We start from the raw sequence: 18510 nt of genomic DNA on the forward strand, positions 1-18510 counted from the left end.
TATAGGCGGCAATGTCGTTGTTATCTAAATGTGTTTTTAATGCTTTGAGTGTCAACACAAATGCTTTATACCGGCTCTCAAGTGCTGCGAGATTTTCTTTTTCACTCAAAAGAGGTTGGTTTTTAAACCTGATGTAGTCTTTCTCAGCTTCTTCGAGTAATTTATCAAAAGTCACTCTCGTTTCTTCAATCAATGGTTCGTTACCACCCACTTTATGCAGTAAAGCAATTTGCGTCAGGCTATTACGTGCTTGCATCAGGTGTTTACTGGTTTCTTCAAGCATCGCCCGCTTATCAGACCCCAAATCAATACGCTCTAAAGATTTTAATTCACTTACAACAATCCCAACAGAAACCCCGCTAGACACAATCTGCATCCCACAAAATAAAATGAGAAGTAGATACAAACTCACCGAAATTCGGATATTTTTACCAAACATAGAAATCCCCACTTGTGCCAGCTAAGAGAACTGAACCTCTGAAACATTGCCTTGTTTTCTAATGCACAGAAACGCTGCAAAACCGAGGCTTTGCAGCGAAAAACTGAGCTTAACCCTTAGAAAGTTTCCCAATTGTCATCATCTTTATGTTCTTTCGATGACAGTTTTGTCAGATCCGGTGTTTTAACGATATTTGAAACCGTTCTTGCTGCCGGCTGAATATTGCGTATTTCACTTTGTTTTAATGGTGGTAAACGGAAGATAGAGATCAGTTGCGACAGTTTCGCCACTTGTTCTTCCAAGACATTAGCTGCCACCGCAGATTGTTCAACCAACGACGCATTTTGCTGTGTAACTTTGTCCATTTCTGCAACAGCGATACTGACTTGTGCAATCCCTTTGCTTTGCTCATCGGATGCGGTCGCAATGTGCGTCATAATGTCAGTCACCCGTGTGACAGACTCGACAATCTTGGTCATCGTTTCACCTGCATCTTCTGCTTGGCGAGCACCTGTCCCTGTTCTTGACACTGAATCTTCAATTAACGTTTTAATCTCTTTAGCGGCATCAGCACTACGCTGTGCTAAGTTACGCACCTCATCAGCGACGACGGCAAAACCACGTCCGTGCTCACCGGCTCGTGCCGCTTCGACAGCCGCATTGAGCGCTAAGATATTAGTTTGGAAAGCGATGCTATCGATAACTGCGGTGATATCAGAGATTTTCTGTGAGCTATCCGCAATATTTAGCATGGTACTGACGACATTCGATACCACTTTGCCGCCTTCTTTCGCTATCACTGAAGCTTGGTTTGCAAATTCACTGGCTTGGTGGGCATATTCGGTATTTTGTTTTACGGTTGCAGTCAACTCACTCATACTGGCGGAGGTTTCTTCTAAGCAAGCGACTTGTTGCTCAGTTCGTGCCGACAAGTCATTGTTACCTGCAGCAATTTCAGTTGTACCTTGGTAAATAGTTTCGCTACCATCTAGCACACCACGAACGGTATTAATCAGTTCCTGCTGCATATGTTGAACACCATTGGCCAACTCACCAATTTCATTATTGGCAATCGTGGTCACGTTAGGTGTTAAATCGCCTGACGCAAAAACTTTAATACGTTCAATTAAGATATTGAGTGGCTCAATAATACCTTTACGAACATAGCGATAACTGAAGAAACCAATTAAGGCGAGTAAGATAGATAACGTCACCAACATATATAACGATTGGCGATAGTTATTATCTGCATTGACGACTTCGGCCTGGAAATCAGCAGAGATGTCCGCAAAATACGCATTAAATTGCTCTTCAAATTTCACTTGGTGCCCTGAGGTTCTGTGTGCATAAAAACCTTCAAGATCGCCTTTTTCCGCAAATTCACCTAACTTGATTAATGCGTCTCGATAGGTTTCATAGGTGCTAAACAGTTTTTCAAATTTGGCTTTATCATAATCTGAACTTTGCATCAGCTTGTTATAGCGGACATAAGCATCATCAGCAGCTTTAAAGTTACGTTTAGCGGCTTTAATCAAGTCTTCTGTCGTTGCATCGTCTTGAATTTTACGACCTTCAAGTAAATAGGCATTGATAGAGCGGTTTAAGTTTGCCCGAGCTTGTAACAAATTGACCCAGCTTTCTGTTAATACTTGTCTTTGGCGTTGTAATGAATTCAAATAACTGATGCTGTCGCTGTTATCGCCCAGTTTGGTAAACATCAACCCACTAGACACCAGTTGCAGCAAAATAAAGATAAAAATGACGGACAAAAGTCCCGATACGATTTTAATTCGACTGTACATGACGTTTTACTAACATAATTTTGTTGTATTTTGGATATCGGTAATCCAACCAAAAACTTTAGTTAATGACTTATTATTATTTGAACAATTATTGGGGCTGAGAGTTACTCAGCCATGCTGTCAATCAGCGCCATTTCATCGCTAGTTAATAATTTTTCGATATCGACTAAAATCAACATACGGTCATTTAATGTTCCGAGCCCTGTCAAATATTGAGTCGATAATGTCACGGCAAAATCAGGCGGTGGCGCAATTTGTTCTTCATTCAAAACCAGCACATCTGAGACGCCATCGACCACAATACCGACGACACGATCTTTTAAATTCACGACAATAACGACCGTGTTATCGTTATACACCACGTTTTCATGGGAGAATTTCACCCGTAAATCAATAATCGGAATAATGACCCCACGTAAGTTAGTCACTCCTTTAATAAAATCAGGGGTATTCGCGATACGAGTTACTTGTTCGTAGCCACGAATTTCCTGCACTTTTAAGATCTCAATGCCATATTCTTCTTCACCCAAGGTGAAAATAAGGTAGCCTTCGCCGTTTTTTTCTTCTTCGTGTTTATTTAAATCATCATCTAACATAGACATGGTGTATGGCCTCTATTTAGTGCACGACAGGTTGAGAAACCTGCTGTTTCTTTTTAATCAAAATGCTGTTATTCATTTTTTGTAGCTCAGCCACATCTAAAATCAATGCAACAGAACCATCGCCCATAATCGTTGCTGCAGAAATACCGGGGATCTTGCGATAATTACTTTCGATATTTTTTACGACGACTTGTTGTTGCCCAACTAATTTATCGACTAACAACGCAAAACGGTGGCCTGCATTTTGAATAATCAGCACAATACTGTTATCTAGATTTCGCTCGGCTTCTTCGATGGAAAATACTTGGTGTAATTCAACAAGTGGTAAATATTCACCGCGCACAAGCAACATTTTTTCCTCGCCAGCTAAGCGATAAATATCCTCTTGGCGAGGTTGCAAGGTGCTGATAATGGCACTCAATGGGACGATGAAAACATCCTCCGCAACTTTCACAGACATACCATCCAAAATGGCTAGAGTGAGCGGTAATAAGATGCGGATAATAGTCCCTTTGCCTTCGGTAAAACCGATTTGAATACGGCCGCCCATGTCTTGGATATTTCGTTTAACCACATCCATTCCAACGCCACGTCCCGAAACATCCGTTACGACTTCTGCCGTTGAAAAACCCGGAGCCATAATCAGCATCGCAACTTCATCATTGCTCATACCATCATGCACACTCATGCCTTGTGATTTCGCTTTCGCCAAAATACGTTCACGGTTTAGCCCAGCGCCGTCATCACGAACTTCAATGCAAATATTGCCACTTTGGTGTGCTGCCGCTAAGGTCAATGTGCCAGCTTCTGGCTTACCATTTGCCACACGAACTTCAGGCTTTTCAATCCCATGGTCGAGGCTATTACGAACAAGGTGATTCAGGGGGTCGACGATGCGCTCAATCAAACTCTTATCCAGCTCAGTTGAGCTTCCTTCGACTTTCAGCTCGATTTTTTTACCTAATTTGGAAGCTATATCGCGTACCATCCGCGGGAAACGGCTAAACACGTAGTCCATTGGCATCATGCGAATTGACATAACGGATTCTTGCAAAGCGCGGGAATTACGCTCTAACTGTACGATTGAGCTTAACAAATCACTGTATTCGTTCTGATCGACATGTTGACTATGTTGGGTCAACATGGATTGGATAATCACCAATTCCCCCACTAAGTTGATCAACTGGTCAACTTTCTCTACGGCCACACGAATGCTGCTCGAATCCCCTTTCGGTTTAGCGACTGCCGTTTTTTTAGCTGGGGTAGCTGACACGGGTACGGTAGGTTTTACCGAGGTTTGTGGCGTATCTTGCGATTCTGCGACGTCACTTACCTCTGTTTCAATTTCACTTGCTTCAACTTTATCGTCATTTAATAACGTTTCTTCTTTCGAAAAAGCGCGGCAATCTGCAAAGGAAATGGCTTCATGGTTAATTTGCGATTCATCCACCACAAAACATAGTACTCCACTAATATCATCAATATCCGTATTAGTGCCCACCCATGCTTGCAAACTATTTGCTGTTTTTTCAGTGTGATATAAATGCCCAAATAAACTGAGTTCATCCGCCAGTAAATCAACTTCATTTTCTTTGAGCTGATTTAACGAGATCATAAAGTAGTGTGAATATTCACCTTGCTCCGTGGAAGTTTCTTTAACAACCGTATTCTCAACTTTAGGCTCAGGTAGCGCAGCATCTATCTCAGCAACCTCTTCTGCTCTATTTTCAACCCGGCTAAGCACCTCACAAATGCGTTTGAAAGTGTCTTCATCTGGCAAAGAATCATTTTTATAGGCATCTAACTGTGATGCCATGACATCCTTAGCATCGAGAAAGACATCAATTATGTCAGGTGTGAGCGTTAACTCATCATGACGCGCCTTGTCTAAAAGATTTTCCAATGTATGAGTCGTATTCTGCAACTGAGTGAAACCAAAGGTTGCAGCCCCTCCTTTGATTGAATGGGCACTGCGGAAGATGGCATTTAGTTGCTCGCTATCCGGGTCAAAAGGATCAAGATCAAGTAAATGTTGTTCCATATCCCTGAGCAACTCATCAGCTTCATCGAAAAATGTTTGATAAAACTCGGTAATATCCATGGTTTTTATCCAATTTCGCTTAAGTTTCACTTAACGCTGACTGCCGAGCAACCCGGCAGACAACTAAACAAGTTATGTAATAAATTCAAATAACAGCAATTCATCACGGTATTTTCACCGCAGCGACAACACCCACGGCCGTTTCTGGCATGGGCTTTTGCGGTTTATTGAGCACATCATTAATCGGCTTCGTGCCATCGTATTCACGGAGAATTTGTTTAGTTTCTTCATCATTCAACACAATGATGCTTATCCGACGGTTGATCGGGGCAAAGCCATCTTCTTTATCTAAATGAATGGCTGAAGCCATCCCCACCACGCGTAAGACTTTGTTTTCATCCATTCCACCGCGGATCAACTCGCGGCGCGAAGCATTTGCACGATCTGATGATAATTCCCAGTTGCTATAATTAGCCCCGTTGGCATAAGCCAGATCATCGGTATGCCCAGAGACACTAATTCGGTTTGGTACATCATTAAGAAGTGGCGCTATTGCACGCAAAATGTCGTGCATATAGGGTTCAACCGCTGCCGAACCCACTTTAAACATCGGTCGATTTTCACTATCAACAATTTGAATACGTAGCCCATCATTAATCATGTCAATCAGTAAATGGGGCTTTAATTCGTTCAAACGCGGATCTTTTAAAATAGCCTGCTCAAGAGACTCTTTTAATTTTTCAAAACGATAATTTGCATTACCATCAATAATATTATTAGGTTCAGGCATCACATCCCCATCACGAAAAATAGGGTCTTTCCCCCCACCAGGGATCGGATTTGTGGCATCGCCACTTTTACTTCCTGGGTTGATAGCTGTACTTAAGGGGGTGCGAAAATATTCAGCAATTTGTGTTAACTCTTGAGGACTTGAAATTGAGATCAGCCACATCACTAAAAAAAACGCCATCATCGCTGTCATAAAATCGGCATAAGCGATTTTCCATGAACCACCATGCCCGTTTTGCTGATGCGAACTGCGCTTTTTAACTCGAATAACATGAGGTGTATTGGCTGCCATCCGTTAGTTACTCCTCTGTTGTTTCTTGTGAGCGAGCACCTACTTTCACTTCTCGAACTTTATCCTCGAGTTCAACAAATGAAGGCCTATCTGCGCTGAATAACACCTTGCGGCCAAATTCAACCGCTATTTGAGGAGCGTAGCCTTGCAATGCTGAGAGGAAAGTCACTTTAATGCATTCCATCATTTTCAGTTGTTCACTACTACGCAACCTAATCAGTGCAGCTAAAGGTAAAATAAAGCCATAAGCCACTAAAATACCTAGAAATGTCCCGACCATTGCATGGGCAATTAAAGCCCCCAACTCACCCGCAGGGCGATCCGCTGAGCCCAAGGCATTAACAACCCCCAGAACAGCCGCAACGATCCCAAAAGCTGGCATAGAGTCACCGACCATATTTAAACCTGAAGCTGGCACTTCATTTTCTTGACGAAAGGTTTCTAACTCTTCATCCATTAAAGCTTCAATTTCATGGCTTTGTAAGTTACTACTCACCATCAGACGTAAGTAATCCACGATAAACATCATGGTGGACTCATCTTTTAAAATACGGGGATATTGGGAAAAAATTTCACTTTCACTTGGATTATCAATGTCTTTTTCAAGTGCTAGCAGCCCTTGTTGGCGTGATTTATTCAGTAATTGAAATAACAACGCCATTAAGTCCATTGACATTGTTTTATTGTAGGAGGAACGACGGAAGAGTTTTGGTAATACTTTGCACAAGGCGACGATGGATTTGCCACTGTTACCAACAACAAAGGCACCTAAACCTGCACCTAAAATAATGACAAATTCAGCGGGTTGATAAAGCGCACCTAAATGGCCACCGACCATTAAGTATCCGCCAATAACCGCAACTGTAACAATGATATACCCGATGAGTATTAACACAATATTCCCTTTCACTCCGTTGGTTAACAGATGGCAGTCAAAGGGAATATTAGGAGTGACAGGCAAAACCTTTGCCTGTTAACCAAATCAATCCAATTACATTACCGCTTTAGTAATGCCATCCTGTCGATATACCGTAATATCGGCTAGATGCTCGGAAAGTTTACGTTTTTTTATTGCCCGTGATGGCGGTTGGCATAAACTGCAAGTGAAGCTATTTTCAGGAATATATGCGTAGGTAATAAAAGAACCATGGCAACAACTACATTGTGAACTTTGTAACATACCACTTTCCACAAAACGGACTAGGGTCCAAGCACGTGTTAAAGCCAACAAAGGCTCTTCACCGGGTTCTGGTATACACTGTTCAAGATATAATCTATATGCTCGTAATATGGCATCAACACCGCGACATTGGCCACTTTTAAGTAAAAATTGATAAGCATTATAGAACATGGATGAATGAATATTCTGTTCCCACGTCATAAACCAATCTGTGGAGAAAGGCAACATCCCTTTTGGTGGAGGGCAACCTCTCAGCTCTTTATATAAACGAACTAAACGGCCACGACTGATTTGAGTTTCACTTTCTAACATTTGAAGGCGAGCGCCTAAAGAGATCAATTCCATGGCTAGTCGAATATCATTCGCTTCTTGGACAATACTTTTTTCAGCTGAGGTACTCATCTTTTTCTCGCTATTTCGGTGTCGCCCTCATTATGCGTTTGCAATAATCGGGTCGAAAGTAAAATACCTGTATGAATTTGTTGTAATTCATCAACTCTTGAATCACGGGTTAGCTTTTCAATTGTGTCACTATTATCAAATCTAAACTGGCAGATTAGCTGGTTTGTCTCTGCTAATTTGACTAATTGAGGAAGTGTAAGGTCTGCTAAAGTAGTTGCCATTGCATCAGAGATACCTAGACGAAACATCGCAGAGGCTTTCTCTTGAGAGATGAGTTTTTGGGCTAATAGCAAATATGAGAGGTTAATATCGTATATATGCTTCAGAAAATCTGTCGTCGAGCTCATTTTTTTTCCTTTCCGAATATTATCAACATCTGTGCGATCTGTGTGCAAAAAGAACAAATATGAATTTGAAAGTATTGTGTAATCAAATTATTAAATTTAAAAAGTAATTAAATTGGGTAAATGTAATTCCATTATTTTCCCATGTCATCCATTCAAAAATACCCAATTTGGAGTATAGATACACTAATTTCCAAACCTAAATTAAATATATTTCCTGAATACCTACAACAATAAGGAGTGACCAAAAAATTAGCGATTTCCATAAGAATCAGAAATTACTGATGTCATTATTAGTCGCCAATTATTATGCACCACTAAATTAACTATTCAAGGTACTTATGTTTCTTTTTGTACCAATGAGATGATTACCCATCAATTCATTAAATAATCTTCATTATTTCTTTATCTTCTATCACCTTATCCTAAATATCAACAACATTTTCAGTCACCCTAAGCAAAATGACAGGATTTTAATCAAAGCAACAACTCTTTAGATGCGATAACTAAGCAAAAAAAACCAAGCACAACATCAAAAACAAAATATTGATCCAAATCAATTTTTAGCATTAAGAAACTGAGTTGCACATAAGTGCATTAAGCCGTTATCGGCATTATTGGAATAAAACTTAATCATTAATTTTCAATAAGTTTAATCTATACTCCAACCATCGTTCAAAATTATTCAATCGTAGTTATCATAAAAACACTCATTATATTGTCATACATATTAAGTGTTCGCTTCTATTTTCATTAGATTCATTAAACAATGATTTTAATACCACCATATGACAATATTAATAAAATTTATAAAATTCACATTATTGACCAGTAATAAAAATCTATTTAGCTTAAATGCATCTGTTAGATCATTTTACTTATTTGGTAATTTAAGTAATTATCTTGTTATTAGTTCATTAAAGTAATTTTTTTGATTAATTAATATTTACTTTTTTATCTAAAATAACTGAAGTCTCATTTTTTTTAATAAAAAGATCAACCTACGCCAACCTGCCACTTTTGAGTCGAGAGCAAAAAATGAAGGTTTCAATTGAGAACATTCCGCTTTCCATATGTTTTTTATATCTCTTTTAAAATATTTGATCGGCACTTAAAATAGAAAGAACTAAAGATATTATTACTTGCCTTCATGCCTATCGTTTTTAGCTATTTTCACGTAACACCTCAAATTTAATTAACGTTAGTTATAGTAACTATTGATTACTATATACTTTTATTTTAACAAAATACCCTAAACAGCAATCAAACTTAAGTAAAATCGCTTAATCGAATAATGAAAAATTAAAAATTAAATTACTTTTAGTTAAAATAATTCAGTGAGGAACCTGCTTATAAAAGAAGCTAATTTATTACAATTTTTATGGTCAAAAAATTTTTTCAATTTGGGATAGCCCTCACACTTGTTTTCTTTATTTCTCAATAATTTCCGAATAAAACGATTCTCACATTGGTATATTTATGTTAAGAAGATCACATTAATCATTTCCAATGACGACCAGTGAATAAAATACAGGGCCAATAGACATAGAAATAAAGGAAGAAATGACTAGTTAAGTGAAGTGATAAACTTGTTTTCCTCATACGCCAATGCAACACTTAACACACTGGAATATAATTTGAAGGAAAAACATGTTCACTTATCAAGCAGCAGTTGAATTTATTGAGGAAGAAAATATTTATGAAATCAATTTTAGCGATTTTCCTGACCTACAGGGTGTTAGCTATTGTAAAGAAGACGTTGAGTTAGAAGCCCAAGAAATTTTGCTAGCCACTTTTGCGGAACATATTGAGCTCAGGAAACCAATTCCACTCGCAACGCAAACAAAAAGTGATGCAACCTTTACTGTTTATTTACCTATAATCTGCTGCTTAAAAATTGCTTTGCATAACGCTATTCTCAACTCTGCAATACAACGTGTCGATCTCGCTCGCAGGTTGAACATCAACGCACAACAAATAGAACGCTTACTAGATATTCATTACGCATCCAAAATTGACCTTTTAGAACAAGCCTTATATCTATTAGGCGTCGAAGCTTCAATCACTGTGACGCAAAAATTGCTTGATAACAGCTAAACTAACCATAATTCAAAGCCAATATAATGAAAATCTCATGGAAAAAACTAGGATCCCTTTACTGATTTCTTACGTATACTAATAAGTGCTAATGTAATAGCAGAGACTTGAGTTAAATTTAGCCCCTAATATCTCAAACTCTGCAGTTACAATAATTCTTGTTTATTCAGTGCATTACAGAATAATAGTACCCTATTTCAAACCGCCTCTTTTTAACTGCTCAAAACTCAATCAAATTTTACGTTCCCAACCAAAATCAACTCTCCTTTCAAATAGCCTCTCAGTTTTTTAGTTCCGCGCTCTAATAGCCTGTGATTTTATCCTGCCATTGAGTGCTAAAAAATTAAGCGATACTTTATATTCCGTTCCTAAACTAGCTAATTTTTCACAATAATAGTGAGGTAGTAACGCAAAAAGACTAATCAATATTTGACAGGTATTTACCCATTCTATAATCCTTAAAATAATTCATTTCAAATTAAAACCTCAATGAGGTACAATTAATTAGTTTTTAGATAGGGTATATGTATGAAGAAAGAAAATAGCTTAATCTCAAATATAAAAAATAGCGAGCAACCATACTGGCCTACACTAAAATTAATGTTAAGCTCATTAATTGTTTTTAATTTTTATTTAAATTTAGTTGATAAAAACAAATATTCATTGCTTATTAATGCTTTTGACTTAACATTAATACCTATGTTTGTATTTATAGTCGCATTTATAACAAAAAATACAACATGGAAAGAGTTACAATCTCACCTTCTTCCTGCTTTTATAATTTACTTTACGTTTCAAACAATCGATATGCTCCCACTCTATTTTACCGGTGAGTTAACGTTAAAAACATATCTATTTTCTCCTCAGTACGGAGTTTGGTTTTTTTTAGCAACACCTATATGGCAAGCTATCTTTTTATTACTACCAAAAAGCGTTAAATCAAACAAATTCAAGCTATCTACAATCTTAGCTATATCACTATTAATTTCATTAATAACAAAAACTTACCTTATGCCGATCTCAGGTTTTTTCTCGGTTATTTTATACTTTCCTTTTTTTGTAATAGCTTACTTCATTAACAATGAAAATATATCTTCGCTAAGAAAAACTCCTATTATTTCTATTTTCTGCATAACAACCTTAACTATTTTATTCCTTAATTATCGAGAGACTTTCTTTGAATCAGTATTCAACAAAATTAGTTCATATTTATTCCTCGTCTCATTTTCTGTCTATATTTTAAATTTTGCAATAAGCCTAATATTAGGTTTGAGCATTATTTACTTTGCTTTATCAACCCATAAATATGCAAAAGTATCAAACAATGCCTTAGGTGTTTATTTGATCCATCCTATTATTTGCTTTGTTATATTACAAACTTTAAATTATTTAGGCATAGAACTTAGCTTGCCCCTAATAATAACAGCGACTCTAGTCACAATTAGTTTAGCACTTTTATTAGCGTCAAACTCAATTATTCATTGGTTTATTGAGCCAGTATTTCGCTCTAATAAATTGAAATAATAAATTCATGAAGGATGTAATAGCACCCTCTTAAATGTCAAATATATTATTGGCATAGATAATGTGAACAGAACCTTTACAAAACTTGTAACCCATTTAATATTCATTTGATAGTATCCCATTGAATTCATCACAATGGAGTGTTTTATGCGCAAATATATTGCACCTTTAGCGGTAATCTCAATCACACTATCTACGTTCGCTATGGCCAGCTCTATACAAACCTCATCAGAATCTGTACAGGTAAAAAATGGTGTTATTAGTGCCCCTGAAGTCACCATTAAGTTAAACGGAACACAATCAGACAAAGGGTCACAGGAAAAGATTATCGTAGAAGCTGATTCTATCGAAATTGTCGATGGGGAACTGCGAGCAAAGGGCGCTAAATTATATGAACAGAATAAGGAAATAGAATAAGTAACTTATTGCCTGGGCAACGACAGCTCAGGCAATAAAAAACCCACCAGAGTATTTTTTTATTCCAACTTCGTATTCTTCTTTATACTCATTCTTTGTTGCAACACATAGCCACTTATCTGTGGATTTGCCATTTTCACTTCTATGTGCCCTTATTTGTTCTAGAATTTTCCCTTGCCTCTATCAGCTATGCAAGAAAGGGGCGATTAGAAAAGTATTGAAATGGTTCTGCGATATGCATACTTAGCACCAGATCACTTAAGCAATTGCAAGTAAATCCTAAAAAATTGTTCGACCTAATGAGCCATAGCAAATGGATTTACCGCCGTATCGGTTCGGTTTGGATTGGCTATCAAGATAAAATCCAGCAAGACTTACTTGAGCATAAAGTTTCTGTAGTAAAAAATCGCACTGGTGAAGATAAGCAAGTGTCACAAGTTCGTGTTACTGCCAAAGGTTTATCTAAATTAGCAAAACTGTTAAGCGTGGAGGTAATGGCATGAACGCATTAACCGTTCAAAATTTACCGCCTGTTCAACATAACGGGTTTCGTGTAATCACCACCGAACTCTTAGCTAACGTTTATGAAACTGAAATTAATAATATTCAGCAAAATTTTAAACGTAATAAAAAACGCTTTATCGAGGGCAAGCATTACTTCAAGGTTGTCAGTGACGCACTCAATAATTTGCGACTGACAGTGAGTCAGTTACAAATATCAGCCAAGGTTAGAAGCCTTATCCTCTGGACAGAATGCGAAGCTTAACCCTACCTAAGAGTATGAAGTTACGCGCAGACTGGCAGAAATGAATGGTGTTATTTACGCCAACCTCATGAGTCCGCAAGGAACTAAATCAGGCAAGCTATTAGCCTAACCACCCAGCCCAAGGACGGGCTAGATTTGGTTATCATTTTGGACTTCTACCGTTTGCATCAATCAACTTCCAGACCCCGCTATTGTATTGAAATGTCATTGTGAATTGATTATTTACCATCTCAGACCAGTAATCCAATATGACGGTATTTCCTTCAATATAAATAACATTTAAATTGTGAGGAAAGTCAGATTCTTTGTTTCTGTGATAAAAATACCTTTGAACTTGATTATCAAAATCTGGAATAGCTTTGCTAATTTCTACTATAAAACCTTTTAAGCTTTCAAAGTTGTCTACTTGCTCTGGCTCTAGCCCAATAACAATGTCGTGCTTTTGGGATACAGTAACCTCATCGTAATTGAGAATTACATCACCCAACGTTGTAATAAAATCTTCAGCTTGATACCTATTTATTCTTTTCATCTCACCATCCTATCAATTAGTTTCAGTAATGCTAACTTAGCGGGAGTGCGAATTGAAGCAAAGCACACTTTCAGATTATGCGTTTAAGTGATATTTTATTTTCTCTAATTTAATAAGGGTGACTGTATGGGCGTAGAATTTCATATAACTCGTTCTGAATGCTGGTTTGATAGTGAAAGTAACCCGATCAGTAGCGATGAATGGCTACTTATCTAACTCATGGCAAGCCAAAGAACTTGATGAGACTGGCGACTCAGCGGCAGAACAAATGGGGTTGATAGCTGACGCAGCTTACTTGATGGCAATTCAATGTTAAAGGCTAGGGGCGATTGGATAGGAGGCTCAAATCATGCCATTCATATAGCCAATCTTAACCACCAAATCAAACACTACAAACGGGTCACTCAATGTTTGCATATACCCCATTCCATTGAACGTAGTGAAATTAATAATAAAAGCAGCGTAAGGTGACATTTTTATACCTGAAGAAAAGTAAAATTATCAATCAATAATAATTTACAAGAATTTTTTCTCAATCAGACAAAAGCTAAATACCCCACCACAACACATTTCATATCGCTATTAATAGTGAGGAATACGCATATTTAAGGAATAGAAAATGACGATTCAAGAATCAGATGAAGCATGGAGCGCTTTTTTTGAGACTGAAAAAAGCGAAAGAAGGTTATTGTGAGAGAGGGAGTTATTTACGGGCTAAGTAATGAAGACTATCACAATGATGAGGCTATAAGCTCAACGTCAGTCAAAGCTATTAGCGTTAGCCCTGCCAATCTGTATTTTAACCCATTTAAAGGAAGTAAATCGGCGCAGATTGGAACGGCAATTCATGCAGCATTACTCGAGCCAGAGGTATTTGAAACTGATTTCATACTTGAGCCAGAAATAAAAACTCGCGCATCCAAGGAGTATAAGGAGCTAGCGAAAACCTACAACGCTGACAATATTCTAATAAATGGCGAAGTAGAAACAATCACACCGATGATTGAGTCTGCAAGGATGAATACCGACTTTATGGATTACATGGCGGCAAAGGAAAAATCAGAAGTATCCATGTTTGCCACCTGTCCGATTACTGGATTATCACTAATAATGAATGCCAAAACGTGATAGCTAAGATGAAAAACAGGGGGGCACAAAAAGGCTTTCCCTCACAGTCATCAAAGTATTCACACTTGGCATTTATTCGCTCACTACTGAGAATCGCTGCTAATGAGTGGGGGTGGCTGACTCGAGAACAAGCTACGGCGTTAATTGATAATGCCGCCGATTACCTAAAGCCAGTTATTACCTTTGCATTAGCTACTGGTCTGCGAAGAGGGAATATACTTTGCCTTGAGTGGAGTCAGGTTGATTTAGTGAGAAAAGTAGCTTGGATTAACCCCGAACAATCCAAAAACTATCGCGCGATAGGTGTTTCGCTCAATGACACTGCCTGTCAGATTATTCGGGATCAGATAGGCAGACATACTAAATATGTTTTTGTCAGAGAGCGTAAGCAAAATGGTGTTATTGATTTAGTGCCAATGACGGTTAACGCAAACAAGGCATTTAATTCTGCCATGAAAAAAGCTGGTATTGAAGGGTTTCATTTTCATGATTTGCGTCATACTTGGGCGAGTTGGTTAATTCAAGCTGGTGTGCCATTATCAGCATTGCAAGAAATGGGCGGATGGAAAAGCATAGAAATGGTAAAACGATATGCCCACCTATCACCCATTCACTTGCAAGAACACGCCAAAAACATCGATGATATTTTAAATCTGAATGGCACGAATATAGCACGCAAGATAATTTAAAAAATCACAATCACACCTAACTCATTGAAAATCTTGGTGGGTTGTGGGGGGCTCGAACCCCCGACCTAATGATTAAGAGTCACCTACTCTGCCAACTGAGCTAACAACCCGATACAAATTATTTAACGCCTAACAATTGCTACAGTCAATATGATTCTGCTATTTTTATTACCTAAGTTAATTTTAAGTTGCGAATGTAAAATTTAAGAAAACTAATGCTTGAATAAACATCACTTCGTTCCTAACAAGATAACTTTTCCTTACTCTAATTGAGATTTGTGTCACAATATTTCACGCAAACATAACCACAAAATTAAAAAAAAGACTGTGGCTAATTATCACAAACCACTACGGACATCTTTAGTATGGAAGAAAATGCGAATTCACTATCAACACAACCCAATACTGATCGTAATCAACTAAAACGTAGCCTTAGTAACCGCCATATACAACTTATTGCAATTGGTGGTGCAATTGGTACTGGCTTATTTATGGGTTCTGGCAAAACCATTTCACTCGCAGGCCCATCGATTATCTTTGTATATATGATAATTGGCTTTGTACTATTTTTCGTGATGCGCGCAATGGGTGAACTGCTACTTTCTAATCTGAACTACAAATCATTTAGTGATTTTTCTGCTGACCTTATCGGCCCATGGGCAGGCTTTTTTGTCGGTTGGACATACTGGTTCTGCTGGGTTATCACCGGTATTGCCGATATCATTGCGATTACAGCCTATGTGAGCTTTTGGGCTCCTGATTTTCCTGAATGGGTAACCTCGTTTATCTGCGTGGTCACCTTATTAACGCTCAACCTAGTTTCTGTCAGGCTATTCGGTGAGCTTGAATTCTGGTTCGCCATGATAAAAATTGTGGCCATTGTGGCTCTCATTGCTGTAGGCGGCACATTAATCGCCATGAATTTCCAATCCCCTACTGGCCATACTGCATCTTTAAGTAACATTTGGAGCGATGGTGGAATGTTCCCGATGGGGATCAGCGGCTTCTTTGCTGGCTTCCAAATTGCTATTTTTGCATTTGTTGGAATTGAATTAGTAGGTACGGCGGCTGCGGAGACACGTGATCCTGAGAAATCTTTGCCAAAAGCTATCAACGCAATCCCTATCAGGATCATTGCATTTTATGTCTTATCTTTAATTGTCATTATGGCTGTCACTCCTTGGCGAACCATATTGGCCGATAAAAGCCCATTTGTAGAAATGTTTGTCCTGATAAGCCTACCGGCAGCGGCAAGTATTGTTAACTTTGTGGTTCTAACTTCTGCGGCATCTTCAGCAAATAGTGGTGTGTTTTCCACCAGCAGAATGCTGTTTGGGCTTTCAAAAGAAGGTGATGCACCAAAACAATTTAGCCAATTATCTAAAAAAGCAGTGCCTGCTACCGGGCTAATTTTTACTTGTATCTGCCTCAGTTTTGGTATTGTTCTGATCTATTTTATTCCTGATATCATGCATGCATTCACGCTAGTCACAACCGTGTCTGCTATTCTCTTTATGTTTATTTGGAGCATGATTTTATATAGCTACTTAAATTTCCGTAAAAAACGCCCTGAAATGCACAAAGCATCTCATTACAAAATGCCTGCTGGAATTGTGATGTCATGGTTAAGCCTCGCCTTTTTCGCCTTTATGGTCGTGCTATTAGCATTTCAGCACGACACAAGACAAGCCTTAATTGCCACACCAGTTTGGTTTATTCTATTATTTATTGGTTACCAATTCGCCAAGCGTAGAAAAAACCATTAATGATAAAACGTAAAAAGGCCGAGTAACAATACTGTTAGTCGGCCTTTTGATTTTATAAGCTCGCTCGATTAGCTTGCTTTATATTCTGCCTCAGCCTCATCAAAACGAGCTTGAGCTGCTGCACTTGGCGCTTTAGTCATTAAACTCACAACAACAATAGCGATTGTTGCTAATAAGAAACCAGGAATGATTTCGTACAAATCAAACCATTTGTATTTCATCCAAACTAGCACTGTCACAGCGCCAACTAGCATTCCTGCAAGTGCCCCCGTACGGGTCATTCGTTTCCACATTACAGAAATTAAAACAACAGGACCAAATGCCGCACCGAAACCCGCCCACGCATTACTCACTAAAGCCAAAACTTTATTATTTGGGTCACGAGCAATATAAATGGCAATTGCAGCGACCAACAACACCATAAAACGCCCTACCCACACTAACTCTTTTTGACTCGCACTCTTACGGATAAAAGGCTTATATAAATCTTCCGTTAACGCGCTTGCACAAACTAATAACTGGCAACTTAACGTACTCATTACCGCTGCTAATATGGCTGATAATAAAATACCAGCGACCCATGGGTTAAACAAAATCCCCGTTAACTCCATAAATATGCGCTCATTATTTTGCATGACCGACCCCGCTAAAGCCGGGTTATTTTCAAAATAAGCGATACCAAAGAAACCAACCGCAATTGTTCCACCTAGGCATAACACCATCCATGTCATACTAATACGTCGAGCAGAACGAATAGTACGCGCAGAGTCTGCTGCCATAAAACGCGCTAAAATGTGAGGTTGCCCAAAATAGCCTAATCCCCAACCTAGTAATGACAGAATTGCGATAATATTCATGTCTTTAAACATATCAAGATATTCAGGGTTTTTAGCTTTAATGACTTCAATAGAGGTATCTATTCCCCCTAAAGAAAGGATCACAACAATAGGTGTTAGAATCAATGCGAAGATCATTAATGAAGCTTGAACTGTATCAGTCCAACTCACCGCTAAAAAACCACCTAAGAAAGTGTAAGCAATGGTCGCGAGTGCCCCTAACCACATCGCTTTCTCATAACTCATATTAAATGTGCTTTCAAATAATAAACCACCTGCGACCACACCTGATGCACAATAAATCGTAAAGAAAACTAAAATAACAACAGCAGAAATAATACGTAAAATCTTACTATTATCTTCAAAACGGCTCGTAAAATAATCAGGTAATGTTAGTGCATTATTATTTTTTTCTGTTTGGACACGTAAACGCCCTGCAACAAATAACCAGTTAAGATATGCACCGAGACTCAAGCCGATAGCAATCCAACTTTCAGAAATCCCAGCTAAGAAAATCGCACCCGGTAACCCCATAAGCAACCAACCGCTCATATCTGAGGCTCCAGCGGACAATGCAGTTACGACACTGCCTAAACTTCGTCCACCCAGAATATAATCGTCAAAGTTTTTAGTTGAGCGATAGGCTATATAGCCAATTAGTAACATGCCAGTAATATATACGACGAACATAATGATCATCGGAGTGCTTACAGTCATCCTGTTTTCTCCATTGAGTAGCTTTAAAATTATTAGTTATCTTTATAAGTTGCCGTTGATAACTTGTAACTTCATGGTGTTGCACTTTATTGCACATATTTAATTTATCTGCACTAACACCAAATAGGTTGTGATTGTTTGTGTTGC

General features: G+C 38.3%; 18 protein-coding genes, 1 tRNA gene and 2 pseudogenes. 9 read left to right on the top strand and 12 right to left on the bottom strand.

Annotated elements, in window-relative coordinates; genetic code table 11:
- The 8 genes from PSF67_RS17790 to flhD all read right to left on the bottom strand — a co-directional run.
- Positions 1 to 439: Tar ligand binding domain-containing protein (locus PSF67_RS17790; protein WP_272677392.1), on the bottom strand; the 439-nt coding region annotated here is incomplete at its 3' end.
- A 116-nt stretch (positions 440 to 555) separates the two neighbouring features.
- Positions 556 to 2241, bottom strand: coding sequence for a methyl-accepting chemotaxis protein (locus PSF67_RS17795; protein WP_102139582.1), 1686 nt, complete (start codon positions 2239 to 2241; stop codon positions 556 to 558).
- Positions 2242 to 2345: 104 nt separating this feature from the next.
- Complete coding sequence (gene cheW / locus PSF67_RS17800; RefSeq protein WP_004909833.1) at positions 2346 to 2843, bottom strand: chemotaxis protein CheW; 498 nt, start codon at positions 2841 to 2843, stop codon at positions 2346 to 2348.
- 16 nt (positions 2844 to 2859) lie between these two features.
- The gene (cheA, locus tag PSF67_RS17805) at positions 2860 to 4944 is read right to left on the bottom strand and encodes a chemotaxis protein CheA (protein ID WP_195698492.1); all 2085 of its coding nucleotides are present in this window, start codon (positions 4942 to 4944) and stop codon (positions 2860 to 2862) included.
- A gap of 103 nt (positions 4945 to 5047) precedes the next feature.
- Positions 5048 to 5965: a flagellar motor protein MotB gene (gene motB, locus PSF67_RS17810; protein WP_272677393.1), complete on the bottom strand. Its 918-nt coding sequence runs from the start codon at positions 5963 to 5965 to the stop codon at positions 5048 to 5050.
- 7 nt (positions 5966 to 5972) lie between these two features.
- Positions 5973 to 6860, bottom strand: a complete 888-nt coding sequence (motA, locus tag PSF67_RS17815; protein WP_004909829.1) for a flagellar motor stator protein MotA — start codon at positions 6858 to 6860, stop codon at positions 5973 to 5975.
- 96 nt (positions 6861 to 6956) lie between these two features.
- On the bottom strand, positions 6957 to 7547 hold the full coding sequence (flhC, locus tag PSF67_RS17820) for a flagellar transcriptional regulator FlhC (protein WP_272677395.1): 591 nt from the start codon (positions 7545 to 7547) through the stop codon (positions 6957 to 6959).
- A complete protein-coding gene (flhD, locus tag PSF67_RS17825; RefSeq protein WP_004909823.1) occupies positions 7544 to 7894 on the bottom strand; it encodes a flagellar transcriptional regulator FlhD in 351 nt (116 codons plus the stop codon). The genes flhC and flhD overlap by 4 nt, the downstream gene beginning before the upstream one ends.
- A 1647-nt stretch (positions 7895 to 9541) precedes the next feature.
- Between flhD and PSF67_RS17830 the strand changes: the two genes are divergently transcribed.
- The 5 genes and pseudogenes from PSF67_RS17830 to PSF67_RS17850 form a co-directional block, all read left to right on the top strand.
- Complete coding sequence (locus PSF67_RS17830) at positions 9542 to 9988, top strand: hypothetical protein (RefSeq protein ID WP_102139578.1); 447 nt, start codon at positions 9542 to 9544, stop codon at positions 9986 to 9988.
- 528 nt (positions 9989 to 10516) lie between these two features.
- Complete coding sequence (locus PSF67_RS17835) at positions 10517 to 11512, top strand: acetyltransferase (protein ID WP_272677397.1); 996 nt, start codon at positions 10517 to 10519, stop codon at positions 11510 to 11512.
- A gap of 147 nt (positions 11513 to 11659) precedes the next feature.
- Positions 11660 to 11929, top strand: a complete 270-nt coding sequence (locus PSF67_RS17840) for a hypothetical protein (RefSeq protein ID WP_272677398.1) — start codon at positions 11660 to 11662, stop codon at positions 11927 to 11929.
- A gap of 239 nt (positions 11930 to 12168) precedes the next feature.
- On the top strand, positions 12169 to 12432 hold the full coding sequence (locus PSF67_RS17845) for a phage antirepressor KilAC domain-containing protein (RefSeq protein ID WP_256372932.1): 264 nt from the start codon (positions 12169 to 12171) through the stop codon (positions 12430 to 12432).
- A pseudogene (locus PSF67_RS17850) lies at positions 12429 to 12683 on the top strand (ORF6N domain-containing protein); the annotation flags it as partial. The gene PSF67_RS17845 and the pseudogene PSF67_RS17850, both read left to right, overlap by 4 nt.
- A 154-nt stretch (positions 12684 to 12837) precedes the next feature.
- Here the strand turns inward: PSF67_RS17850 and PSF67_RS17855 are convergent.
- Positions 12838 to 13227 carry a hypothetical protein gene (locus PSF67_RS17855; protein WP_102139573.1) on the bottom strand — a complete coding sequence of 130 codons (390 nt, stop codon included), beginning with the start codon at positions 13225 to 13227 and terminating at the stop codon, positions 12838 to 12840.
- A gap of 172 nt (positions 13228 to 13399) precedes the next feature.
- On the opposite strand from PSF67_RS17855, the gene PSF67_RS17860 reads away from it, so the two are divergent.
- Positions 13400 to 13543, top strand: coding sequence for a hypothetical protein (locus PSF67_RS17860; RefSeq protein ID WP_272677399.1), 144 nt, complete (start codon positions 13400 to 13402; stop codon positions 13541 to 13543).
- Positions 13544 to 13569: 26 nt separating this feature from the next.
- Here the strand turns inward: PSF67_RS17860 and PSF67_RS17865 are convergent, their stop codons facing one another.
- The gene (locus tag PSF67_RS17865) at positions 13570 to 13701 is read right to left on the bottom strand and encodes a hypothetical protein (RefSeq protein ID WP_256372931.1); all 132 of its coding nucleotides are present in this window, start codon (positions 13699 to 13701) and stop codon (positions 13570 to 13572) included.
- Between the two features lie 216 nt (positions 13702 to 13917).
- Here PSF67_RS17865 and PSF67_RS17870 point away from each other — a divergent pair, with 216 nt between their 5' ends.
- Complete coding sequence (locus PSF67_RS17870; RefSeq protein ID WP_102139572.1) at positions 13918 to 14355, top strand: PD-(D/E)XK nuclease-like domain-containing protein; 438 nt, start codon at positions 13918 to 13920, stop codon at positions 14353 to 14355.
- Positions 14356 to 14396: 41 nt separating this feature from the next.
- Positions 14397 to 15044 (top strand): annotated as a pseudogene (locus PSF67_RS17875) (site-specific integrase); the annotation flags it as partial.
- A gap of 34 nt (positions 15045 to 15078) precedes the next feature.
- On the opposite strand, the gene PSF67_RS17880 reads toward PSF67_RS17875, so the two are convergent.
- Positions 15079 to 15154, bottom strand: a tRNA-Lys gene (locus PSF67_RS17880).
- Positions 15155 to 15409: 255 nt separating this feature from the next.
- On the opposite strand from PSF67_RS17880, the gene cycA reads away from it, so the two are divergent.
- Entirely contained in the window at positions 15410 to 16810 is a 1401-nt protein-coding gene (gene cycA, locus PSF67_RS17885; RefSeq protein WP_102139570.1) for a D-serine/D-alanine/glycine transporter, read from the top strand.
- 68 nt (positions 16811 to 16878) lie between these two features.
- Here cycA and putP read toward each other — a convergent pair whose 3' ends face one another.
- Positions 16879 to 18363: a sodium/proline symporter PutP gene (putP, locus tag PSF67_RS17890; RefSeq protein ID WP_102139569.1), complete on the bottom strand. Its 1485-nt coding sequence runs from the start codon at positions 18361 to 18363 to the stop codon at positions 16879 to 16881.
- Between the last annotated feature and the right edge of the window lie 147 nt (positions 18364 to 18510).

The sequence above is a fragment of the Providencia sp. PROV076 genome (genome assembly GCF_028483405.1).
Classification (GTDB): domain Bacteria; phylum Pseudomonadota; class Gammaproteobacteria; order Enterobacterales; family Enterobacteriaceae; genus Providencia; species Providencia huaxiensis.